The 22160-nt window shown below is 55.3% G+C and carries 20 protein-coding genes; 12 read left to right on the top strand and 8 right to left on the bottom strand.

The features are described from left to right. Positions 1 to 90: 90 nt before the first annotated feature. Positions 91 to 510: a translesion error-prone DNA polymerase V autoproteolytic subunit gene (locus tag RHN82_RS22365; RefSeq protein WP_003857514.1), complete on the bottom strand. Its 420-nt coding sequence runs from the start codon at positions 508 to 510 to the stop codon at positions 91 to 93. A 325-nt stretch (positions 511 to 835) separates the two neighbouring features. Between RHN82_RS22365 and RHN82_RS22370 the strand changes: the two genes are divergently transcribed. Then, on the top strand, positions 836 to 1036 hold the full coding sequence (locus RHN82_RS22370; protein ID WP_003857516.1) for a hypothetical protein: 201 nt from the start codon (positions 836 to 838) through the stop codon (positions 1034 to 1036). 46 nt (positions 1037 to 1082) lie between these two features. Here RHN82_RS22370 and RHN82_RS22375 read toward each other — a convergent pair whose 3' ends face one another. Then, positions 1083 to 1949: an aldo/keto reductase family oxidoreductase gene (locus RHN82_RS22375; protein WP_047051859.1), complete on the bottom strand. Its 867-nt coding sequence runs from the start codon at positions 1947 to 1949 to the stop codon at positions 1083 to 1085. A gap of 145 nt (positions 1950 to 2094) precedes the next feature. On the opposite strand from RHN82_RS22375, the gene tcp reads away from it, so the two are divergent. Beyond that, complete coding sequence (tcp, locus tag RHN82_RS22380; protein ID WP_047051860.1) at positions 2095 to 3756, top strand: methyl-accepting chemotaxis citrate transducer; 1662 nt, start codon at positions 2095 to 2097, stop codon at positions 3754 to 3756. 32 nt (positions 3757 to 3788) lie between these two features. On the opposite strand, the gene smrA is transcribed toward tcp, so the two are convergent. Together smrA and RHN82_RS22390 are read right to left on the bottom strand one after the other, a co-directional pair. Then, positions 3789 to 4352, bottom strand: a complete 564-nt coding sequence (gene smrA / locus RHN82_RS22385; RefSeq protein WP_047051861.1) for a DNA endonuclease SmrA — start codon at positions 4350 to 4352, stop codon at positions 3789 to 3791. Positions 4353 to 4702: 350 nt separating this feature from the next. Further along, positions 4703 to 5608 (bottom strand): LysR family transcriptional regulator, encoded by a 906-nt coding sequence (locus RHN82_RS22390; protein WP_003857524.1) that lies wholly within the window; start codon positions 5606 to 5608, stop codon positions 4703 to 4705. Positions 5609 to 5783: 175 nt separating this feature from the next. Here RHN82_RS22390 and RHN82_RS22395 point away from each other — a divergent pair, with 175 nt between their 5' ends. From RHN82_RS22395 to uspE, 6 genes are all read left to right on the top strand, one after another. Then, the gene (locus tag RHN82_RS22395) at positions 5784 to 7094 is read left to right on the top strand and encodes a M20 family metallo-hydrolase (protein ID WP_047051862.1); all 1311 of its coding nucleotides are present in this window, start codon (positions 5784 to 5786) and stop codon (positions 7092 to 7094) included. After that, positions 7094 to 8539 (top strand): M20 family metallopeptidase, encoded by a 1446-nt coding sequence (locus tag RHN82_RS22400; protein ID WP_047051863.1) that lies wholly within the window; start codon positions 7094 to 7096, stop codon positions 8537 to 8539. The genes RHN82_RS22395 and RHN82_RS22400 overlap by 1 nt, the downstream gene beginning before the upstream one ends. A gap of 44 nt (positions 8540 to 8583) precedes the next feature. Further along, positions 8584 to 10110, top strand: coding sequence for a p-aminobenzoyl-glutamate transporter (gene abgT, locus RHN82_RS22405; protein WP_032104209.1), 1527 nt, complete (start codon positions 8584 to 8586; stop codon positions 10108 to 10110). Positions 10111 to 10119: 9 nt separating this feature from the next. After that, positions 10120 to 10635, top strand: coding sequence for a methylated-DNA--[protein]-cysteine S-methyltransferase (ogt, locus tag RHN82_RS22410; protein WP_015570643.1), 516 nt, complete (start codon positions 10120 to 10122; stop codon positions 10633 to 10635). Between the two features lie 183 nt (positions 10636 to 10818). Beyond that, on the top strand, positions 10819 to 11571 hold the full coding sequence (gene fnr, locus RHN82_RS22415) for a fumarate/nitrate reduction transcriptional regulator Fnr (protein WP_000611906.1): 753 nt from the start codon (positions 10819 to 10821) through the stop codon (positions 11569 to 11571). A 137-nt stretch (positions 11572 to 11708) separates the two neighbouring features. Then, a complete protein-coding gene (gene uspE / locus RHN82_RS22420) occupies positions 11709 to 12659 on the top strand; it encodes a universal stress protein UspE (RefSeq protein WP_003857535.1) in 951 nt (316 codons plus the stop codon). A gap of 38 nt (positions 12660 to 12697) precedes the next feature. Here the strand turns inward: uspE and RHN82_RS22425 are convergent, their stop codons facing one another. The 3 genes from RHN82_RS22425 to pntA all read right to left on the bottom strand — a co-directional run bounded on the left by RHN82_RS22425 (position 12698) and on the right by pntA (position 16846). Beyond that, on the bottom strand, positions 12698 to 13810 hold the full coding sequence (locus tag RHN82_RS22425; RefSeq protein WP_047051864.1) for a mechanosensitive ion channel family protein: 1113 nt from the start codon (positions 13808 to 13810) through the stop codon (positions 12698 to 12700). 107 nt (positions 13811 to 13917) lie between these two features. Further along, a complete protein-coding gene (gene pntB / locus RHN82_RS22430; protein ID WP_003857541.1) occupies positions 13918 to 15306 on the bottom strand; it encodes a Re/Si-specific NAD(P)(+) transhydrogenase subunit beta in 1389 nt (462 codons plus the stop codon). Between the two features lie 10 nt (positions 15307 to 15316). Next, positions 15317 to 16846, bottom strand: coding sequence for a Re/Si-specific NAD(P)(+) transhydrogenase subunit alpha (gene pntA / locus RHN82_RS22435; protein WP_017384575.1), 1530 nt, complete (start codon positions 16844 to 16846; stop codon positions 15317 to 15319). 535 nt (positions 16847 to 17381) lie between these two features. Here pntA and ydgH point away from each other — a divergent pair. From ydgH to folM, 3 genes are all read left to right on the top strand, one after another. After that, the gene (ydgH, locus tag RHN82_RS22440; protein WP_000769339.1) at positions 17382 to 18326 is read left to right on the top strand and encodes a DUF1471 family protein YdgH; all 945 of its coding nucleotides are present in this window, start codon (positions 17382 to 17384) and stop codon (positions 18324 to 18326) included. A gap of 185 nt (positions 18327 to 18511) precedes the next feature. Further along, on the top strand, positions 18512 to 19894 hold the full coding sequence (locus tag RHN82_RS22445; RefSeq protein WP_003857548.1) for an amino acid permease: 1383 nt from the start codon (positions 18512 to 18514) through the stop codon (positions 19892 to 19894). 39 nt (positions 19895 to 19933) lie between these two features. Then, complete coding sequence (folM, locus tag RHN82_RS22450; protein WP_047051865.1) at positions 19934 to 20656, top strand: dihydromonapterin reductase; 723 nt, start codon at positions 19934 to 19936, stop codon at positions 20654 to 20656. On the opposite strand, the gene RHN82_RS22455 is transcribed toward folM, so the two are convergent. Then, positions 20653 to 20988: a GlpM family protein gene (locus RHN82_RS22455; protein ID WP_047051866.1), complete on the bottom strand. Its 336-nt coding sequence runs from the start codon at positions 20986 to 20988 to the stop codon at positions 20653 to 20655. The two genes, folM and RHN82_RS22455, sit on opposite strands and share 4 nt — an antisense overlap. A gap of 127 nt (positions 20989 to 21115) precedes the next feature. Here RHN82_RS22455 and rstA point away from each other — a divergent pair, with 127 nt between their 5' ends. After that, the gene (gene rstA / locus RHN82_RS22460) at positions 21116 to 21832 is read left to right on the top strand and encodes a two-component system response regulator RstA (protein ID WP_047051867.1); all 717 of its coding nucleotides are present in this window, start codon (positions 21116 to 21118) and stop codon (positions 21830 to 21832) included. Positions 21833 to 22160 lie beyond the last annotated feature (328 nt).

Raw genomic sequence — 22160 nt, forward strand, 5'->3', positions numbered from 1 at the left:
AGGTTTGCCGACAAGTCAGCCCGGATAACGTAAGATTTTTGCATGATGAGAATTAACTCATTGCTTATTAATTAAGCTTCGCAAACACGATCAGCTCGCGGATTTCACGATATACGTCACCACACCAAAGATATCGAGCGTATCGTCGCTGCCGACAATAATCGGCGAATAGGCGCTGTTCATGGGGTTGAGTTGAATGTTGGGACGCAGCTGGAGGCGCTTCACGGTAAATTCGCCCTCTACCGCCGCAATCACGATATCGCCATGCTCAGGCTTGCGTGAACTGTCCACCACCAGCAAATCACCGTTATTGATCCCCCCTTCTATCATTGAGTCACCGGCGGCTTTGACAAAGTAAGTGGAGCTGGGATGGGCGACTAATAACTCGTTTAAATCGATACGCCGCTCTACATAATCCGCTGCCGGGCTGGGGAAGCCGCACTGTACTAAGTCGCTGAAAAGTGGAATAGCAACGATTTCACGCAACTCTGCGGGTCTGAAAAAGATCATGATAAACACCTTCATACTGTTTTTATATACAGTAGTTTTAACTGAGGTATCGATCAAGCCATGTCAGCGTAAGCGGCTGGCTACGCCTTAACCGCTTCGCTTATAACCCTCTATAGCAATGACGATTATTTGTTTTGTAAATTTTTACGCATGGGCAAGCTTAACGCGTCATAAAACATCACTATCAAATCACTTACCGATGACTTCTAAATACACAAAAGACAACTCGGCATCACTGCATAATCACTATCCGTTGACTTTCTATTTAGACTGGCGCATATTTTACAGCACAAATTAACAAGACAATTTTTGGAGGACGTTTTCTATGCCCGCCCGTGATTATCCCGATAAGCGTGTTGCTCGCGGTGTCGCAAAGGAGGCCGAACTCAGGATGTTAAGCGCGCGCATCGATCCTGCGCTGATGGAGTACATCCGCATTACTGCGTATGAAACACGGAAAAGTAAGCAGGAAATCGTGGCGGAAGCATTAGCGCTTCACCGCCAAAGAAGTCAGATTGGATCATAAACAGCAAAAGCCCGAAAAATCCTCCGGGCTTTTGCTGCCATCGGGATTACCCCACCAGCGAATTTAACGTCTCCAGCGCCTCAGGCGGCAATACCAGATCGGCTGCCGCCAGGTTTTCACGCAGATGCGCCACCGACGAGGTTCCCGGGATCAAGAGGATATTTGGCGAGCGTTGCAGCAGCCATGCCAGCGCCACCTGCATCGGCGTCGCGCCCAGCGAATCCGCCACCGCCTGTAGTCCGGAAGATTGCAGTGGCGTGAAACCACCCAGCGGGAAGAACGGCACCCAGGCAATCCCCTGCTGCGCCAGTGAATCGACCAGCGCATCGTCACTGCGATTCACAACGTTGTACATGTTCTGTACGCACACCACGGAAACCATCTTCTGCGCTTCAGCAACCTGCGAAGCGGTGACGTTGCTCAGCCCAATATGACGAACCAGCCCCTGCTGTTGCAGCTCCGCAAGGGTGCTCAGCGGCGCGGCAATCGAGCCTTCCGCCGGTCCGTGGGCGCTAAACATGATCCGCAGGTTAACCACGTCCAGCACATCCCGCTTCAGGTTACGCAGGTTGTCATGCACCGCCTGCGTCAGCTCCTGCGCGGAAAACGCCGGCAGCCAGGAGGCATCCTCGCCGCGTCGGGCGCCGATCTTGGTCACAATCGTAAGGTCGTCCCGGTACGGATGAAGCGCCTCGCAGATAAGCTGGTTGGTCACATGAGGGCCGTAAAAATCGCTGGTATCAATGTGATTCACACCCGACGCCACCGCTTCACGCAGCACCGCCAGCGCCGCATTTTTGTCTTTTGGCGGACCAAAAACGCCAGGCCCGGCAAGCTGCATCGCGCCATAGCCAAATCGTTTAACCGTACGCGTTCCGAGCGTGAACATTCCGCTTTTATCTATGCTGCTCATGCTGACCTTCCTCATAAAAAATGATCCGGATTTACAACAGGTTCCGCAACGAAACCATTAGTTAAGCAATAGTAAAATTAAAGTTTAAATTCGCTACGACGATAGTATTGATGTAACCCTGCCTCTTCTCTTACGGATGACCGCCATGCTGAAAAATCTGCACGTGATTACCGGTATTATCTTTGCCCTCACCATATTCTGTCTGCTGCAAGTTGTCACGGGAGGGTTGTTCTACTCTGCCGTTAACAACGATCGTCACAACTTTCAGAACTCCGGGTTACTCAATGCCCAACAGGAGAGCCTGAGCGACAGCGTGAACACGCTGGTGAAAACGCGCGTTACCGTCACCCGCGTGGCGATCCGCTACCTGAAAAACCAGCGCGATCCGGCCTCTCTCGCAGCAATCAACACGCTGCTGGGCACCGCGAACGGTTCGCTGACCAAAGCCGAAGACTATTACAAAAACTGGCAGGCGATTCCGCAGGTGAAGGGCCAGAATGCCGCGCTCACCGAAGAGATGCAGAAAGCCTGGAAGCAAATGCATGAGGTGATGCGCTTGTCCATTGAGTATCTGCGCGCCGATAACTATCAGGCCTATGGCGACCTGGACGCCCAACAGGCGCAGGATGAGATGGAGGCGGTCTATACCCGCTGGCGCGCTGAAAACAACGTGCTGCTGAAAGCCGCCGCCGAAGAGAACCAGAGCAGCTTTACCCAGATGCAGTGGACGCTGGCGGCGATCTTCCTGACTGTGATCGCCGTGCTGGTGGTGATCTGGCAGGGTTTACAGCACCTGCTCCTGAAACCGCTCAACGCCATCATGAACCATATTCGCACCATCGCGAGCGGCGATCTGACGCAAAACGTCGCGATTACCGGGCGCAACGAGATGGGCCAGCTGGCTGCCGGTCTGCACGAGATGCAGCAGTCGCTGGTGAGCACCGTCAGCGCCGTGCGCGGCAGCACAGATTCTATCTACACGGGCGCAGGAGAAATTGCCGCCGGGAGTAACGACCTTTCCGCGCGAACCGAGCAGCAGGCCGCCTCGCTGGAAGAGACCGCCGCCAGCATGGAAGAGCTGACTGCCACGGTGAAACAGAACTCGGATAACGCCCGTCAGGCGACGCTGCTGGCGAAGAATGCGTCTGAAACCGCCGCACGCGGCGGTCAGGTGGTGGATAACGTGGTGCGCACCATGAATGACATTGCCGACAGTTCTCAGCAAATTGCGCATATCACCGGCGTTATCGACAGCATTGCCTTCCAGACCAACATTCTGGCGCTCAACGCGGCGGTTGAAGCCGCCCGTGCCGGGGAACAAGGTCGCGGCTTTGCGGTCGTGGCAGGTGAAGTACGGACGCTGGCCAGCCGCAGCGCGCAGGCGGCAAAAGAGATCAAAGGGCTTATCGAGAACTCTGTCAGCCGGGTGAATACCGGCTCGGAACAGGTAAGCGAGGCGGGTGCGACCATGAAAGAGATCGTCGCGGCCGTGACGCGCGTAACCGATATTATGGCTGAGATTTCCTCGGCGTCTGACGAGCAGAGCCGCGGTATAGAGCAGGTCAGCCTGGCGGTCTCGCAGATGGACAGCGTCACGCAGCAAAACGCCGCGCTGGTACAGGAGTCGGCAACGGCGGCGGCAGCGCTGGAAGATCAGTCTGAACAGCTACGTCAGGCCGTGGCGGCATTCCGGCTGAACGCTCAGGCATCGCCGGCGGCTCGCCCTAAAAACGTGAAAACGCCCGTACTGCTGCGCCCGTCAGCGGCAGGCGCGAATACAGCTGACGCGAACTGGGAAACCTTCTGAGTGACAGGCGGGCATCTCGCCCGCCTTCCTGATTAGCGGCTGCGCTTGGCGTGGCGCTCCCAGTTATCACGCTTCGCAACCTCTGACTTACGCAACGAGACATAGCATGCTCCGCTGCCGCCGTGATGGGGCTGTGCTTCGCAAAAGGCCTGTACTTCGTCGAACTCGGTCAGCCAGCGCGCAAGATAGCTGCGCACCACGTTAGGATGCGACTGCTGTTCACGCCCTTTACCATGCACGATGATCAGGTTGCGTAGCCCGTCACGTCCGGCCTGGCGAATAAAGGAATAGACCAGCTGGCGGCATTGCTCCGCAGGCTGGCGTAACAGCGTTAAGCTGGCCTGACGGGAATATTTGCCGGAACGCAGCTTATCAAATACCCCCTGCTGTACCCCTTCGCGCTGGAACATCAGCGGCTCGTCAAGGGGCAACAGTTCCAGAAACCCCAGCGTCAGAAAGTTATCGAGCTGCTCAGTATCTATTTCCTGACGCGCCCGCGTGTTGCGGCTCTGCTGCCAGTGAATATCCGCGCAGCGTTTGAGCGGCTGGACATCCTCCATGGCGTCAAGAAAAAGTGATTTGTCGTCAGGGTTCATGGAAATCCTCCGGCTACATCTGAGTGATGTACTATACCTGCGCCCGTTGCGGGTCTCAATCATCCGGGCACGGGTTCAAATAATGGCTTAAGGAACGGATAATCGCAGACGCAATAAATTTAATCCAACCTTAACTTAAATTTCAGCCGTAATTAATTAAATAATTTACGTTAAAAAATCGTGAAATCAATCACTCAACGTCCTTCTCTTTTAAGAAAAAGCTGTTATAACTTAATAAACCTGCCCAATGGATAATGCATGTAGGATCCGCGAAAGGATGCACGACTGTGTGTACTGTGGAGTCTGTCTGATGTCGGGCAGACTCTATTTTTTTATTGTTGTTATTTTGATTAAATTAATTTTCTGGCTTCCCTTCGAAACTGCGTGATTAATGATTCGGCAAGCGGTGTCTGGCGAGAATCACGACGCTGAATTAAATAATATGCTGCTTTAGGCAGGGTTTCGACAACCGGCAGCATTATCAGACGGTGCGCCAGAAGCGGATCGCAGCCCAGCTCCTGCGGTAAAATGCTGATGAAATCGCTTTGTGCGACGAGGCTAATACAGGAGGAAAAGGTCTCACAGACAACGCCAATTCGCGGTATTTGAGAGCGGTGGTTAAAAGTATCCTGCAACTGTTTATAATAACTTCCCCGGGGCGTAGGCATCGTCCAGTTATATTGCAGAAGCTCATTAATTGAGGTCGCCCCTGTCGCCGGATGCCCTGCCCGACAAAATACGGCAAAAGGCTTTTCGAACAACTTTTCAAACGTAAATTCGTGATCGTACGGCCCCTGATAATAGGTATTGATGGTAAAGTCCAGCTCACCCTGACGTAATTCATTAATCATCGACACCAGCTGGCCTTCCATAATCCGGACGTTGACCTGAGGATGCTGCGCATGAAAACGCGTAATAACGGCTGGCATCAGGCTGCGTGAAATACTGGCCCCCATCCCAATATTGATCTGCCCGGCAAGTTCGCCCTGCCGCTGGCGGATGTCATCCTGCGCCGCACGTAGCTCTTCCAGAATCAAATTAGCGCGGTGATAAAACCCTTCTCCGCACTCGGTCAGCGCGACGCCTTTACTCCGGCGCACAAACAGCTGGGCCGCCATACCTTCTTCCAGCTCTTTAATGGATTTGGTCAGCGCGGGCTGCGAAAGATTAAGCGTCCGGCTGGCGCCGCGAATACTGCCCTGACGCGCCACTTCGACAAACGCCCTGATTTGATGAAATTTAATCTGAAATGACATAACGAGACCGATAACCGTTGTTTATCAGAGTAAAGAAACTGTCATCTACTTTAATGGAAACGGATGTGCGAGGGTAATTCCTGAACGGTTAAAACTGTGAAAAAACGATTAGTGATAAGTAAAAACTATCACAGCGTGAAGCAGTTCACATATTTTAATGATGACAGGAAAAGATATGAACGCACTGGCGCAGTACATCCAGACATTAGCCCCACAACTGAGCGCATGGCGTCGCGATTTCCACCATTTCGCGGAATCCGGCTGGGTGGAGTTTCGAACAGCCGCGAAAGTCGCGGAGATCCTCGACTCGCTGGGCTACGAACTGGCGATGGGTCGCGACGTGGTCGACGCCGAAAGCCGTATGGGACTGCCCGATGACGCCACCCTTTCACGAGAGTTTGCCCGCGCCCGGGCGCAGGGCGCGCCGGAGAAATGGCTGGCGCCGTTTGAGGGCGGGTTCACCGGCATTGTCGCGACCCTGAATACCGGACGTCCGGGCCCAACGCTGGCGTTTCGGGTAGACATGGATGCACTTGATTTAAGCGAAGCGCTTGACGAAAGTCATCGCCCCTTCCGCGACGGTTTTGCCTCCTGCAACCCGGGCATGATGCACGCCTGTGGCCACGACGGGCATACCACCATTGGTCTGGGGCTCGCGCAGGTGCTTAAGCAGCATGAAGCGCAGCTCAACGGCACCATCAAACTGATCTTCCAGCCTGCCGAAGAGGGTACGCGCGGCGCGCGGGCTATGGTCGCCGCAGGCGCGCTGGACGGCGTGGACTACTTTACCGCCATTCATATCGGGACCGGCGTGCCGAAAGGGACGGTGATCTGCGGCAGCGATAACTTCATGGCGACCACCAAATTTGACGTGCGCTTTACCGGGGTCGCCGCACACGCTGGCGGTAAACCAGAAGAGGGCCGTAACGCCCTGCTCGCGGCTGCCCAGGCCGCCATCGCACTGCATGGCATCGCGCCACACAGCGAAGGCGCGTCCCGGGTTAACGTCGGGGTCATGCAGGCGGGCAGCGGACGCAACGTGGTTCCGGCTGATGCGTTGCTGAAGGTTGAAACCCGCGGCGAAAGCGAGGCCATTAATCAGTATGTCTTTGAACGCGCGCAGGCGGTAATTACCGGCGCGGCGGCGCTCTACGCCGTAACAGCCGGGGTAAACCTGATGGGGGCAGCGACCTCCAGCGCCCCCTCCCCGGCCTGGGTCGATTATCTGCGCGAGCAGGCAAGCCAGGTGCCCGGCGTGACTCATGCCATTGATAAGGTCAAAGCGCCTGCGGGCTCCGAAGATGCCACGCTAATGATGGCCCGCGTACAGCAGAACGGCGGCATGGCCTCGTATATGGTCTTCGGCACCGAGCTGAGCGCCGGACATCACAACGAAAAATTCGATTTTGATGAGCAGGTGATGAACGTTGCCATCGAAACGCTGGCGCGAACTGCGCTTAATTTCCCGTGGACGCGAGGTGTGTAATGCAGGAGAACTACGCTTATATCGCTGATGCCATCGACACGCGATGTCAGACGTTTACCGATATTGCCGACGACATCTGGGATCATCCCGAAACGCGCTTCGAAGAGTTCTGGTCCGCCGAACGGCTCGCCAGCGCGCTGGAAGCCGAGGGCTTTACCCTGACGCGGGGAGCCGGAGGCATTCCCAACGCCTTTATTGCCAGCTACGGCAGCGGCAAGCCCGTTATCGCCCTTCTGGGCGAATACGATGCCCTGGCCGGGCTAAGCCAGCAGGCGCACTGCGCGACGGCGCAATCCGCCACCCCGGGGGCGAACGGCCACGGCTGCGGGCATAACCTGTTAGGCACCGCTGCCTTTGCCGGGGCGGTGGCGGTGAAAAGCTGGCTGGAGCAGCACGGCGGCAGCGGAACGGTACGATTTTACGGCTGCCCCGGCGAGGAAGGCGGCTCCGGTAAAACCTTTATGGTGCGTGAAGGGCTATTTGACGACGTGGACGCTGCCGTGACATGGCACCCGGAAGCCTTTGCCGGGATGTTTAACGTCAGCACGCTGGCCAATATTCAGGCCGCCTGGCGGTTTAAGGGGATCGCCGCTCATGCCGCAAACTCCCCACATCTGGGGCGCAGCGCGCTGGATGCCGTGACGCTGATGACCACCGGTACAAACTTCCTCAACGAACACATCATTGAAAAAGCGCGCGTTCATTACGCCATCACCGATACCGGCGGGATTTCGCCCAACGTGGTACAGGCCCAGGCCGAGGTGCTGTACCTGATCCGCGCCCCGGAGATGGCCGATGCGCAGCAGATCTACGCGCGCATCGAGAAAATCGCCCAGGGTGCGGCGATGATGACCGAAACCACCGTCGAGTGCCGCTTTGATAAAGCCTGCTCCAGCTATCTGCCGAACCGTACGCTCGAAGCGGCGATGTACCGCGCATTGCAGCATTATGGCACGCCGGCCTGGACGGAAGAGGAACGCGAATTTGCCCGTGAAATCCGCGCCACGCTCACGGCAAACGACCTGCAAAACAGCCTGAAAAACATTGCCGCAACGGGGGCCGAAGAGGGAAAAGCGTTCGCCCGACGCCATCAGGAGACGCTGCTGGTGGATGAAGTTGCCCCTTACGCCATCACCGATAACGTGCTGGCAGGCTCCACCGATGTAGGAGATGTCAGCTGGAAGATGCCTGTCGCACAGTGCTTTAGCCCCTGTTTTACCGTCGGCACCCCACTGCATACCTGGCAATTAGTGGCGCAGGGGCGTACCTCAATTGCCCATAAAGGCATGTTGCTGGCCGGAAAAGTGATGGGCGCGACCGTGCTGCATCTGCTTCAGGATGCCGACCTGCTGCGAAAATGCCGGGAAGAGTTCGAACAACACATAACAGAAAAACCGTACGAGTGTCCGATCCCGCAGGGCGTGACACCGTCACCTTTAAAATAAAAAAACACAACACAACAACACAACAACAGTCCCGAGGAACGCCCATGAGTATGTCTTCCATACCTTCGCATTCCCCATCCGGTAAGCTCTATGGCTGGGTTGAAAGGATCGGCAATAAAGTGCCGCACCCTTTCCTGCTTTTTATCTATTTAATTGTCATCCTGATGGTCGCGACGGCCGTGCTGTCCGCCTTTGAGGTAAGCGTGCGCAGCCCGGCCGACGGCAGCATGGTGGCAGTGAAAAATCTGCTCAGCGTTGAAGGGTTGCACTGGTTTTTACCGAACGTGATTAAAAACTTCAGCGGTTTTGCGCCGCTGGGCGCCATCCTGGCGCTGGTGTTAGGCGCGGGACTGGCCGAACGCGTGGGTCTGCTGCCTGCGCTGATGGTGAAAATGGCCTCGCACGTCAGCGCGCGTTATGCCAGCTATATGGTGCTGTTTATTGCCTTCTTCAGCCATATCTCGTCCGACGCGGCGCTGGTGATCATGCCGCCGATGGGGGCGCTGATTTTCCTCGCCGTTGGCCGTCATCCTGTTGCGGGCCTGCTGTCGGCGATTGCGGGCGTCGGCTGTGGGTTTACCGCTAACCTGCTGATCGTGACCACCGATGTGCTGCTCTCCGGCATCAGCACAGAGGCAGCCAGCACCATCGATGCGACTATGCACGTCAGCGTGATCGACAACTGGTACTTTATGGCCAGTTCGGTGATTGTCCTGACAATTGTCGGGGGTCTGATTACCGATAAGATCATTGAGCCGCGCCTGGGTAAGTGGGAAGGCCGGAGCGATGAAAAGCTGGAGACGCTGAGCAAAGAGCAGCAGTTCGGCCTGCGCGTAGCCGGGATCGTCTCGCTGGCGTTCATTGCAGTGGTGGCGCTGATGGTGGTGCCGGAGAATGGCGTGCTGCGCGATCCGATCAAACACACCGTACTGCCCTCGCCGTTTATTCAGGGCATTGTGCCGCTGATAATTCTCTTCTTCTTCGTCGTTTCGCTCGCGTTCGGCATCGCTACGGGCAAAATCCGCCGTCAGGGAGATCTGCCGCACTTGATGATCGAGCCGATGAAGGAGATGGCGGGTTTTATCGTGATGGTGTTCCCGCTGGCGCAGTTTGTCGCCATGTTTAACTGGAGCAACATGGGCAAGTTTATGGCCGTGAGCCTGACGGACGCGCTGGAGGCGGCGGGGTTGAGCGGTGTTCCTGCGTTTGTCGGCCTGGCGCTGCTGTCGTCCCTGCTGTGCATGTTTATTGCCAGCGGGTCGGCCATCTGGTCGATTCTGGCGCCCATCTTTGTCCCCATGTTTATGATGCTCGGCTTCCATCCGGCGTTCGCCCAGATCCTGTTCCGTGTCGCCGATTCCTCGGTGATCCCGCTGGCGCCCGTGTCACCCTTCGTTCCGCTGTTTTTAGGCTTCCTGCAACGCTACAGACCGGAGGCTAAGCTGGGTACCTACTATTCGCTGGTTCTGCCCTATCCGCTTATCTTCTTAGGGGTATGGCTGGTGATGCTGGTGGCGTGGTATCTTGTCGGCCTGCCGATTGGACCGGGTGTTTACCCGAGGCTGAACTAAGGAGTACTGATGCTGAGATTACTCGAAGATAAGATTGCGACGCCGCTGGGGCCGCTGTGGGTTATCGCGGATGAAGCGTTCAATCTGCGCGCGGTTGAATGGGAAGAGCACAGCGACCGGATGGTAGAGCTGCTCAACATCCATTATCGCGCCGAGGGTTACGAGCGTATTACTGCTCGTAATCCTGGCGGGCTGAGCGATAAACTGACGGCCTACTTCGAGGGCGATCTCAGCATTATTAATACCCTGCCAACCGCCACGGCGGGTACCCCTTTCCAGCGCGAGGTGTGGCAGGCGCTGCGTAATATTCCCTGCGGGCAGGTGATGCACTACGGTCAGCTGGCAGAGCAGCTTGGCCGTGCCGGCGCGGCGCGCGCGGTCGGTGCGGCAAATGGCTCTAACCCCGTCAGCATTGTGGTGCCTTGCCATCGCGTGATCGGGCGCAACGGCACCCTCACCGGCTATGCCGGGGGCGTACAGCGCAAAGAGTGGCTGCTGCGTCACGAAGGGTATTTTCTGCTGTAATTCCCAGGCTTTTTGTGCTTAATTTTCTTCCTGTTAGGTTCATAATCCTTAATCATTCTGTGGAATTTCAAGGAGATGGCAACACGCTGCCGTCTCTTGTCTTTATTGGGGGTTTGCCAGACTTACGTCCTTACCAAAAAGATGTTAAAATTGACCAATATCAATTAAGGCTTGAGCAAACCTATGATCCCGGAAAAGCGAATTATACGACGCATTCAGTCTGGCGGTTGTGCTATCCATTGCCAGGATTGCAGCATCAGCCAGCTCTGTATCCCGTTTACTCTGAATGAGCATGAACTCGATCAGCTTGACAATATCATCGAGCGCAAAAAGCCTATTCAGAAAGGGCAGACGCTGTTTAAGGCGGGAGACGAACTGAAATCGCTCTATGCTATCCGTTCTGGCACCATCAAAAGCTACACCATTACCGAACAGGGCGACGAGCAGATTACCGGCTTCCATCTGGCAGGCGATTTAGTCGGCTTTGACGCCATCGGCAGTGGCCATCACCCGAGCTTTGCTCAGGCGCTGGAAACCTCTATGGTCTGCGAAATCCCGTTTGAGACGCTGGACGATCTGTCCGGTAAGATGCCGAACCTGCGTCAGCAGATGATGCGTCTGATGAGCGGTGAGATCAAAGGCGATCAGGATATGATCCTGCTGCTTTCCAAAAAGAATGCCGAAGAGCGTCTGGCCGCCTTTATCTATAACCTCTCCCGACGTTTCGCGGAACGTGGCTTCTCCCCACGTGAATTCCGTCTGACCATGACGCGCGGCGATATTGGTAACTATCTGGGCCTGACCGTGGAAACCATCAGCCGTCTGCTGGGTCGCTTCCAGAAGAGCGGAATGCTGGCGGTTAAAGGTAAGTACATCACCATCGAAAACGGTGAAGCGCTGGCCATTCTGGCGGGTCACTCACGTAACGTGGCATAACTCTCCCGGATATCTTATGCCAGGTCGATAAATTTTCATGATTATTGATCTGGCAAAAACTTCCCCCCTGTTTCATTCAAGATATATAGGTTACTCTTTTACTTACAGACTGTGGTGACAGTAGTAAGGAGACCTGTATGGCAAAGTATCAAAACATGCTGGTGGCTATCGATCCTAATCAGGACGATCAGCCGGCATTACGACGTGCTGTGTATTTACATCAACGGATTGGTGGCAAAATTAAAGCCTTTTTGCCGATTTATGACTTCTCATACGAGATGACCACCCTTCTGTCGCCTGACGAGCGCACCGCTATGCGTCAGGGAGTGATCAGCCAGCGTACCGCGTGGATCCGCGAGCAGGCGAAGTATTACCTGGAAGCGGGCGTACCGATTGATATCAAAGTGGTCTGGCACAACCGACCTTTCGAAGCCATTATTCAGGAAGTGGTGGCCGGTGGGCATGACCTGCTGCTGAAAATGGCGCACCAGCATGACAAACTGGAATCCGTGATTTTCACCCCGACCGACTGGCATCTGCTGCGCAAATGCCCTTGCCCGGTATGGATGGTGAAAGATCAGCCGTGGCCTGAGGGCGGGAAAGCCGTCGTGGCGGTGAATCTGGCCAGCGAAGAGGATTATCACAATTCGCTGAACGAGAAGCTGGTGAAGGAGACGCTTCAGCTTGCCGACCAGGTTAACCACACCGAAGTCCATCTGGTGGGCGCCTATCCGGTTACGCCAATCAATATCGCCATCGAGCTGCCTGAATTTGACCCGAGCGTATATAACGACGCGATTCGCGGTCAGCATCTGCTGGCCATGAAAGCGCTGCGCCAGAAATTCAGTATCGATGAGAACATGACCCACGTAGAAAAAGGGTTACCGGAAGAGGTTATTCCGGATCTGGCGGAGCATTTGCAGGCCGGGATTGTGGTGCTGGGCACCATTGGCCGGACCGGTATTTCTGCCGCGTTCCTGGGGAATACCGCCGAGCAGGTGATCGACCATCTGCGCTGCGACCTTCTGGTCATCAAACCGGATCAGTATCAGACGCCGGTTGAGCTGGACGATGAGGAAGACGATTGACCCCAAAATGAAAGCCCGCCGGTAACGGCGGGCTTTTTTTATTGCGCTTCGCTCAACCGCTGCGTCGGTGCCTCGTCGCCGGCATTCATCCAGGGCGCGTGCAGAACCATGCTCGGCAGCGCCAGCTTGATCTCCTGCTGGTTCAGCCCCTCCAGAATACGAATATTGATCTCCTGCTGAATATCCATGTACTTGTTGTAGTCCGCCGTATTAACGATATGGACCACCTCGAAGGTCAGGCGATCGCGATCGAAGCCCAGGAAATGGGCGCGGTCAAACTTCGTTTCCCCGACGTCGGTAATGATCTGTTTGACCATCTCACCCACTGAACGCAGTTTGTCCGGCGCCGTGTCGCTGGCAACCCCGAAGGTAAAGACGATCCGGCGCGTTTGCATCCGTTTGTAGTTATGCAGCGTCTGTTGCAGCAGGATGGCGTTCCCGCAGACAATCTGCTCCCCGCTCAGGCTGCGGATACGGGTGGTTTTCAGGCCAATGTGCTCTACCGTCCCGGCGACATCGTTAAACACCACAAAATCGCCGATTTCGAACGGCTTATCAAAACCGATGGAGAGCGATGCAAACACGTCGCTCAGGATCGTTTGCACCGCGAGGGCGATAGCAATACCCCCTACCCCAAGGCTGGCAACCAGAGCAGTGATGTTGACGCCCGCGTTAGCAAGAATAGACAGCAGCATCACTGACCAGACAATGGCACGGAGGATAAGCCCCGTGATCACCAGCGTCACCGGGTTTTTATGGCTTCCCGGCGCCAGCATGACGTGACGAAGCCACGACACCACCCCCTGATCCATCCACAGCGCCACCTGGATAGCGAAGACCAGGAACCAGGCGTGGCTCACGGTACCAAAGAGATGATCCGGTAAGTCGACGAAACGCAAGCTGAACAACAGTGCCACGATAAAAAGCAGGACGCGGCTGGTGCGGTTAAGCATATCCGTCAGGATAAAGCGCATCCGGTTGGTGCTGGGGTGCTTGTCGCCCCAGGTGGTGATCCCTTTCTTAACGAAGGCGATCAGGCGCGTCAGCAGCCAGTACACCAGCAGAGTCACAAAGACCACCGTGGCGACGCCGATCCAGAAAGATGGCGTCATCATCAGCTCGATGATGTCGAAGCGGGACAAAAATCGCATTACACCTCCTCGTATTACACAAAGGGTAAAGTATAGACAGAGGAGAAAAGCTGGCCGCAGAAATAAGAAAACCGCCCCAGGGGGCGGTTTTTCAGGATGAAGCGCAATTACAGCGCTTTCAGGATCGCATCCACGCTGGCCTTGGCGTCGCCAAACAGCATGTGGGTGTTATCTTTAAAGAACAGCGGGTTCTGCACGCCAGCATAGCCGGTGTTCATAGAGCGTTTGAAGACAATGACGTTCTGCGCCTTCCACACTTCCAGAACAGGCATACCCGCAATCGGGCTACGCGGATCGTCCTGCGCCGCCGGGTTAACGGTGTCGTTGGCGCCAATCACCAGCACGGTGTCGGTGTCGGCGAAATCATCGTTGATCTCGTCCATTTCCAGCACGATGTCGTAAGGCACCTTCGCTTCCGCCAGCAGCACGTTCATGTGGCCTGGCAGACGCCCCGCCACCGGGTGAATACCAAAGCGAACCTTGATGCCGCGCGCGCGGAGTTTCTCGGTGATTTCCGCCACCGGGTACTGCGCCTGCGCCACCGCCATGCCATAGCCTGGGGTGATGATGACGGAATGCGAGTTTTTCAGCATCTCTGCGGTGTCTTCCGCGCTGATTTCACGGTGTTCACCCACTTCCTCATCAGAACCGGTTGATGAGCCGTCAGAACCGAAGCCACCCGCGATGACGCTGATAAACGAACGGTTCATCGCCTTACACATGATGTAAGACAGGATCGCACCGGAAGAACCGACCAGCGCACCGGTGACAATCAGCAGGTCGTTGCTCAGCATAAAGCCTGCCGCCGCCGCCGCCCAACCGGAGTAGGAGTTCAGCATGGAAACCACCACCGGCATATCTGCTCCGCCGATAGACGCCACCAGATGCCAGCCGAACGCCAGCGCGATGATGGTCATCACCAGTAACGCCAGCACCTGCAAGCCTACGCTTTCGGTACGCACGAAGACCACCAGCAGCACAAAGGAAACGACCAGCGCCGCCAGGTTCAGCTTGTGGCGGTTAGGCAGCATCAGCGGTTTGGAAGAGATCTTCCCGCGCAGCTTGCCGAACGCCACAATCGACCCGGTGAAGGTTACCGCACCGATGAAGATGCCGAGGAACACTTCGGTCAGGTGTATGTTCACCAGAATCGGCTCCAGGCCCGGTTCGTGGTACAGGTAGCTGTTGAAGCCCACCAGCACCGCCGCCAGACCCACGAAGCTGTGCAGAATGGCAACCAGCTCCGGCATCTCGGTCATTTCAACGCGTTTCGCCAGACGAATACCAATCGCGCCGCCGATGATCATCGCCACCAGGATCCACGCCACGTTGCCGGTGTCCGGCCCAAAGATGGTGGCAATCAGCGCAATCGCCATCCCGGCGATACCAAAGTTATTTCCCTGCTGAGACGTTTCGTGTTTGGAAAGCCCCGCCAGACTGAAAATAAACAGGATTGCAGCAACAATGTATGCGGCTGTAACTAATCCTCCAGACATATGCTACCCCTTAGCCTTTACGAAACATTTTCAGCATGCGCTGAGTCACGGTGAAACCACCGAAAATATTGATACTGGCGATCAGCACCGCAATGAAGCTCAGGAAGCTGATCCAGCCGCCATGACCAATTTGCAGCAATGCCCCGACCACGATAATCCCGGAGATGGCATTGGTGACCGACATCAGCGGGGTATGCAGCGCATGGGAGACGTTCCACACGACGTAGTAACCCACCACGCAGGAGAGCGCGAAGACGGTGAAGTGGCCAAGGAACTCTTTTGGCGCGACGTCCGCCAGCCAGCCAAACAGGATAATAACCAGCGCCATGATGGCGTATTTGCGCCACGGCGACGCAGGTTTTGCTGGCTCCGCGGGCTCTGGCGCTGCTTTCGGCGCAGCCTGAGGCTGAGCGGAAACCTGAATCGGCGGTGCAGGCCAGGTGATTTCCCCTTCCCGCACCACGGTAACGCCACGCACCACCACATCATCAAAATCAACGGTAATGTTGCCGTCTTTCTCTTTGCAGAGCAGCTTCAGCAGGTTAACGAGGTTCGTGCCGTACAGCTGAGAGGACTGGGTTGGCAGACGCCCTGGCAGGTCGGTATAACCGATCACCTTCACGCCGTTCGCGGTCGTCGTGACCTGGTTTGGCACGGTATACTCACAGTTACCGCCGTTTTGCGCCGCCAGATCGACAATAACGCTGCCCGGCTGCATGGAGTCCACCATCTCACGGGTGATCAGCTTCGGCGCCGGTTTACCCGGAATAAGCGCGGTGGTGACAATGATGTCCACCTCTTTTGCCTGCGCCGCAAAGAGCGCCATTTCCGCCTTAATAAAGGCTTCAGACATGACCTTCGCGTAACCATCACCGCTGCCCGCTTCTTCCTTGAAGTCCAGCTCAAGGAATTCGGCGCCCATACTCTGCACCTGCTCCTTCACTTCCGGCCGGGTATCAAACGCGCGAACAATAGCGCCCAGGCTGTTTGCGGCCCCGATAGCGGCAAGACCTGCCACACCGGCACCAATCACCATCACCTTCGCGGGTGGTACTTTACCTGCCGCCGTAATCTGACCGGTAAAGAAGCGACCAAACTCATGCGCAGCTTCGACAATGGCGCGATAGCCGGCAATGTTCGCCATGGAGCTCAGCGCATCCAGAGACTGCGCGCGCGAAATACGCGGCACGGAGTCCATCGCCATCACGGTGACACCGCGTGCCGCCAGCTTCTCCATCAGCTCCGGGTTTTGGGCTGGCCAGACAAAGCTCACCAGCGTCGTGCCCGCGTTCAGCAGTTCAATTTCACTCTCTTCCGGTGCGTTGACCTTCAGAATGATGGGTGATTGCCAGACCTCAGCACCGTCCACAACGTCCGCGCCTGCCTGAGTAAAGGCCTCGTCATCGAAACTCGCCAGTTTGCCCGCGCCGCTTTCAATCGCGACGGTAAAACCCAGTTTAAGCAGTTGCTCCACCGTTTTTGGTGTTGCCGCTACGCGGGTTTCATTGGCTAACCGTTCTTTTGGTACCCCAATACGCATAGTTTTCCCTTCCATCGGTTTTTGATGATGGTTTGTCGATAATTGCCCGCGGTTTGTATCAATTTTCACCATCGAGATAACGACGGAGAATGATTAACCCCGGAAAATAAAACAGTAACAAACTTTCTATAACCTACTGAAAATAGCGCCCGTGATCTACCGCCAGAAAACACTATTTCTTACTTTATCTGTGAAAAATAAGCGATCGGGGTCACTGACAGAGATATTTACCTTAAATTCGCCTTCAGGACCGATAAATCGCGCAAGCGAAGCGGTAAAAACATGATATAGCGCCATAAAAGAACAACTCATTAACATTAAATTAACTTGTAAAAGTCATATGCTTAATCAGTTTTGCTTGTGAAACGCCTGTTTTTTCCACATATCACAAAATGTTATCGAATCAGGTCCTTTGGTGAGCACAGGCTGTGAAAAATGCCGCAGACAGCGACGGGTGTTAAATGCCATAATCGGGACCGTCTCAAATTAACAACAACACCAGTACATGGTTTGCGCAAGGCGAAGGATTATTTTTATGAAGCTTAAGAACACACTCCTGGCGTCCGCACTTCTTTCCGCGACCGCCCTGTCTGCGAATGCCGCGACAGAGTTGACGCCGGAGCAAGCGGCAGCGTTAAAACCTTTTGACCATACGGTCATTGTGGGTCGCTATAACTCAATTGGCGATGCCGTCGCCGCTGCATCAAAAGCCGCCGATAAAAACGGCGCTGCCTCGTTTTACGTTGTTGACCAGTCCGATCAGGGCAACAGCGGCAACCAGCGCGTGACGATTGCGCTGTACAAAGAGAATGCCCCAAAAGCAGATGAACAGAAAAACCGCGTGATTAACGGCATTGTTGAACTGCCGAAAGATCAGGCTGTTCAGCTGGAACCGTATGACACCGTGACCGTTCAGGGCTTCTACCGCAGCCAGCCTGAAGTTAACGATGCCATCACCAAAGCCGCGAGAGAAAAAGGCGCTTACGCGTTCTATATCGTGCGTCAGGTTGATGCCAACCAGGGCGGAAACCAGCGCATCACCGCCTTCATCTATAAGCAAGATGCGAAAAAACGCGTCGTGCAAAGCCCGGATGCCATTCCAGCGGATTCAGATGCGGGTCGTGCCGCGTTAGCGAAAGGCGGTGAAGAAGCGAAGAAAGTGGAAATTCCGGGCGTAGCAACGTCTGCGGCACCAAGCGCTGAAGTGGGTCGTTTCTTTGAAACCCAATCCACCAAAGGCGGTCGTTATACCGTTACGTTACCAGACGGCACGAAAATTGAAGAGCTGAACAAAGCCACTGCCGCGCAGATGGTGCCGTTCGACAGCATCAAGTTTACGGGCAACTATGGCAACATGACGGAAATCTCCTATCAGGTGGCGAAGCGTGCTGCGAAGAAAGGCGCGAAGTATTACCACATCACCCGCCAGTGGCAGGAACGTGGTAACAACCTGACCATCAGCGCCGATCTGTACAAGTAACAAAACGGTTTCATAAAGGCGGCGTAGTGCCGCCTTTTTTGTTACTTTTTTTCTGATTTCTGCCACACGTCATTGCATGCATCCTTCACACTCCGTAAAATCCCGCGCCTTAGCGTGATCCACCATTTTTATGCGCCTTAGCGAAATAATTATTCTGGATTTGGACTTTTCATAACAGGAAGCCAATGGAAAAGAAACTTGGCCTGAGTGCTTTAACTGCACTTGTATTGAGCTCAATGCTGGGCGCGGGCGTATTCAGTTTGCCGCAGAACATGGCGGCCGTCGCCAGCCCGGCCGCATTACTGATTGGCTGGGGCATTACCGGTGTCGGGATTTTGCTGCTGGCATTCGCCATGCTGCTGCTGACCCGTATCCGACCGGATCTGGACGGCGGAATATTCACTTACGCCCGGGAAGGTTTCGGCGAGCTGATCGGCTTCTGCTCCGCCTGGGGTTACTGGCTGTGCGCGGTGATCGCCAACGTCTCCTATCTGGTTATCGTCTTCTCGGCGCTCAGCTTCTTTACCGATACGCCCGAACTGCGCCTGTTTGGCGACGGCAATACCTGGCAGTCCATCGTCGGCGCCTCGGTGCTGCTGTGGATTGTTCACTGGCTGATTTTGCGCGGCGTCCAGACCGCGGCCAGCATTAACCTGGTGGCGACGCTGGCCAAGCTGGTGCCGCTTGGCCTGTTCGTCGTGCTGGCCTTCCTCGCCTTCCGTCTCGATGTCTTTACGCTCGATTTCAGCGGCATTGCGCTGGGCGTTCCCGTCTGGGAACAGGTGAAAAATACCATGCTGATCACCCTGTGGGTGTTCATCGGCGTTGAAGGTGCCGTCGTGGTCTCTGCCCGCGCGCGTAACAAGCGCGACGTGGGACGCGCCACGCTGCTGGCCGTACTGGCGGCGCTGGGCGTTTATCTGCTGGTGACGCTGCTGTCGCTCGGGGTGGTGGCCCGCCCTGAACTGGCGGAAATGCGTAACCCGTCCATGGCCGGGCTGATGGTGAAAATGTTGGGTCCCTGGGGGGATGTGATTATCGCGGCGGGTCTGATTGTCTCCGTTTGCGGCGCCTATCTGAGCTGGACCATTATGGCAGCGGAAGTCCCGTTCCTGGCCGCCACGCATAAAGCGTTCCCGCGCCTGTTTGCCCGTCAGAACAAAAACAGTGCGCCATCGGCCTCTCTGTGGCTCACCAACATCAGCGTGCAGGTCTGTCTGGTGCTGATCTGGCTCACAGGATCGGACTATAACACGCTGCTGACCATCGCCTCCGAGATGATTCTGGTACCCTATTTCTTAGTGGGCGCATATCTGTTAAAAATTGCGACCCGCCCTGCACACTATGCGGTAGGCGTCGGCGCCTGTATTTACGGTCTATGGTTGTTGTATGCTTCCGGCCCGATGCATCTGCTGCTGTCCGTGGTGCTCTACGCCCCTGGCCTGCTGGTGTTTATCTACGCTCGCCGTACGCATCAGCTTGATAATGCCCTTAAGCGCCGCGAAATGGCGTTGATAGGTTTGCTGTTAGTCGCTGCCGTACCGGCAACGTGGATGTTAATGGGATAGCGTCGCCTGTCCCATTGTTGAACTGAAAAGGAGATTACGATGGGACACACGCAGCAACGCCCAATATTGATCACTGGCGCAGGCCGTCGCATCGGCCTCGCCCTCGCCCATCACTTTCTCAACCTTCACCATCCGGTTATCGTCAGTTACCGCACGGAATATCCCTCCATTGAAGGGCTACGAAATGCCGGAGCAGTCTGCATTCAGGCGGATTTCTCCACGGATGAAGGTATTCTCGCCTTCGCGGACAAAGTGAAATCGACCACCCACGGGCTGCGGGCGGTTATTCATAACGCCAGTACCTGGCTTCCCGAAAAAGCAGGACATTCGCTCAGCGAAACGCTCGCCTGCATGATGCAGATCCACGTTAATGCGCCTTATCTGCTCAACCATGCCCTACAGGATCTGCTGCGCGGACACGGCCATGCCGCAGGCGACATTATCCATTTCACCGATTACGTGGTGGAGCGAGGAAGCGACAAACACATCGCCTACGCCGCCAGCAAAGCCGCGCTGGATAATATGACCCGCTCGTTCGCGCGCAAGCTGGCGCCCGAGGTAAAGGTCAACGCGATCGCTCCGGCGATGATTTTATTTAACGAAGGCGATGATGCCGAGTATCGTCAGCAGGCGCTCAACAAGTCGTTGATGAAAATTGCGCCTGGCGAGAAAGAGGTGATCGACCTGGTCGATTATCTGCTGACCAGCTGTTACGTCACGGGCCGAACGTTTGCCGTGGACGGTGGCCGCCCGCTGCGCTAGTGAAAGCGGCTCCAGAAGAAGATGAGCACCCAGGCGCTGAGGCTCCAGCAGACCACCGCCCCGCCCAGCGCCAGGGGCAGACGCAGAAAACCGGTGAAGTACCACAGCGACAGCAGGTAGATAAAATACGGGATGATCGACCACATCCCGAACACAATGGTGGCGCGCAGCGCCTCAATACCCCGCTCAGAGGCCACAATATAGTGCGCGATTAACGCAAAGGTGGGAAACAGCGGGATCAGCCCGGCAATGTAGTAGTTCTTCGTTTTAGCCAGCACCCCAATCAGCATCACGACCAGCGCCCCCAGCGCGGCTTTTATCACCAGCCCCATTCTTTTCCCTTAACAATCAAATAACATTCCCGTGCAGGATAACGGAACTCCGGCTAATTTTGAAAGATTAATGGAAGGTTAAGGTTGTGCGGTGTATGTTGACGTTTTTCGCGATGACAGACGTTGTATGAATAAGATTGTTTATGTTGAAGATGAACCCGAAGTGGGACAATTGATCGCCGCTTATCTGGGTAAACATGATATGGAAGTGGTTGTCGAGCCTCGTGGCGATCGCGCTGAAGACGTCGTCACCCGCGAAAATCCGGACCTGGTGTTGCTGGACATCATGCTGCCCGGGAAAGATGGTATGACGCTCTGCCGGGATCTGCGCGCGAAGTGGGACGGCCCGATCGTGCTGCTGACCTCTCTCGACAGCGATATGAACCATATTCTGTCGCTTGAGATGGGAGCGAATGACTACATCCTGAAAACCACGCCGCCGGCGGTTCTGCTCGCCCGTTTGCGCCTGCATCTGCGTCAGCGTGCCAGCGCTGAGCGTGAAGCGCCTGCCCCCTCTTTAACGCCGCATAAAGCGATGCGTTTCGGCACGCTTTCTATCGACCCGGTCAACCGACAGGTTATGCTTTCCGGGGAGCTGATTGCGCTCTCAACCGCAGATTTTGACCTGCTGTGGGAGCTGGCAACCCATGCCGGGCAAATTATGGACCGGGATGCATTACTGAAAAATCTGCGCGGCGTAAGTTACGACGGAATGGATCGTAGCGTTGATGTGGCGATTTCACGACTGCGTAAAAAACTACTGGATAACGCCACGGAACCTTACCGCATTAAAACCGTACGCAATAAGGGCTATCTGTTTGCACCGCACGCCTGGGAAACCTGAAAAAGGTGCAAACAGGAATATTCGAAAAATAACTCACGATGCATCGGAATTGTTATCGGTATTCGTCGAAAGTTATCGATTATATGCATCGTCAGTTATGAAATATCCCCTGGTCTGCTTCCTCTCTCCAGTTCTATTTTGATGGGCATTTTTCGCCTAAACAAAAGTAGTCCTAATGTATTTGATTGCTATAGTACAATATATATTCAGCAGATCGGGCACTATCATCGATCAAAAATCCGTCACTTAAATGCACAATGAGCTAAAAATAATCTTTACAATTGACTTAATCATTATCTTATCCTTATGAAAACAAAGGGGATAATGG

It is taken from the genome of Enterobacter cloacae complex sp. EB5 (assembly GCF_031432835.1).
Lineage (GTDB): Bacteria > Pseudomonadota > Gammaproteobacteria > Enterobacterales > Enterobacteriaceae > Enterobacter > Enterobacter hormaechei_C.

Excerpts from the sequence above, each read along its gene's own strand:
- RHN82_RS22365 (WP_003857514.1), bottom strand. The coding sequence starts at position 510 with ATGATCTTTTTCAGACCCGCAGAGTTGCGTGAAATCGTTGCTATTCCA.
- RHN82_RS22370 (WP_003857516.1), top strand. The coding sequence starts at position 836 with ATGCCCGCCCGTGATTATCCCGATAAGCGTGTTGCTCGCGGTGTCGCA.
- RHN82_RS22375 (WP_047051859.1), bottom strand. The coding sequence starts at position 1,949 with ATGAGCAGCATAGATAAAAGCGGAATGTTCACGCTCGGAACGCGTACG.
- tcp (WP_047051860.1), top strand. The coding sequence starts at position 2,095 with ATGCTGAAAAATCTGCACGTGATTACCGGTATTATCTTTGCCCTCACC.
- smrA (WP_047051861.1), bottom strand. The coding sequence starts at position 4,352 with ATGAACCCTGACGACAAATCACTTTTTCTTGACGCCATGGAGGATGTC.
- RHN82_RS22390 (WP_003857524.1), bottom strand. The coding sequence starts at position 5,608 with ATGTCATTTCAGATTAAATTTCATCAAATCAGGGCGTTTGTCGAAGTG.
- RHN82_RS22395 (WP_047051862.1), top strand. The coding sequence starts at position 5,784 with ATGAACGCACTGGCGCAGTACATCCAGACATTAGCCCCACAACTGAGC.
- RHN82_RS22400 (WP_047051863.1), top strand. The coding sequence starts at position 7,094 with ATGCAGGAGAACTACGCTTATATCGCTGATGCCATCGACACGCGATGT.
- abgT (WP_032104209.1), top strand. The coding sequence starts at position 8,584 with ATGAGTATGTCTTCCATACCTTCGCATTCCCCATCCGGTAAGCTCTAT.
- ogt (WP_015570643.1), top strand. The coding sequence starts at position 10,120 with ATGCTGAGATTACTCGAAGATAAGATTGCGACGCCGCTGGGGCCGCTG.
- fnr (WP_000611906.1), top strand. The coding sequence starts at position 10,819 with ATGATCCCGGAAAAGCGAATTATACGACGCATTCAGTCTGGCGGTTGT.
- uspE (WP_003857535.1), top strand. The coding sequence starts at position 11,709 with ATGGCAAAGTATCAAAACATGCTGGTGGCTATCGATCCTAATCAGGAC.
- RHN82_RS22425 (WP_047051864.1), bottom strand. The coding sequence starts at position 13,810 with ATGCGATTTTTGTCCCGCTTCGACATCATCGAGCTGATGATGACGCCA.
- pntB (WP_003857541.1), bottom strand. The coding sequence starts at position 15,306 with ATGTCTGGAGGATTAGTTACAGCCGCATACATTGTTGCTGCAATCCTG.
- pntA (WP_017384575.1), bottom strand. The coding sequence starts at position 16,846 with ATGCGTATTGGGGTACCAAAAGAACGGTTAGCCAATGAAACCCGCGTA.
- ydgH (WP_000769339.1), top strand. The coding sequence starts at position 17,382 with ATGAAGCTTAAGAACACACTCCTGGCGTCCGCACTTCTTTCCGCGACC.
- RHN82_RS22445 (WP_003857548.1), top strand. The coding sequence starts at position 18,512 with ATGGAAAAGAAACTTGGCCTGAGTGCTTTAACTGCACTTGTATTGAGC.
- folM (WP_047051865.1), top strand. The coding sequence starts at position 19,934 with ATGGGACACACGCAGCAACGCCCAATATTGATCACTGGCGCAGGCCGT.
- RHN82_RS22455 (WP_047051866.1), bottom strand. The coding sequence starts at position 20,988 with ATGGGGCTGGTGATAAAAGCCGCGCTGGGGGCGCTGGTCGTGATGCTG.
- rstA (WP_047051867.1), top strand. The coding sequence starts at position 21,116 with ATGAATAAGATTGTTTATGTTGAAGATGAACCCGAAGTGGGACAATTG.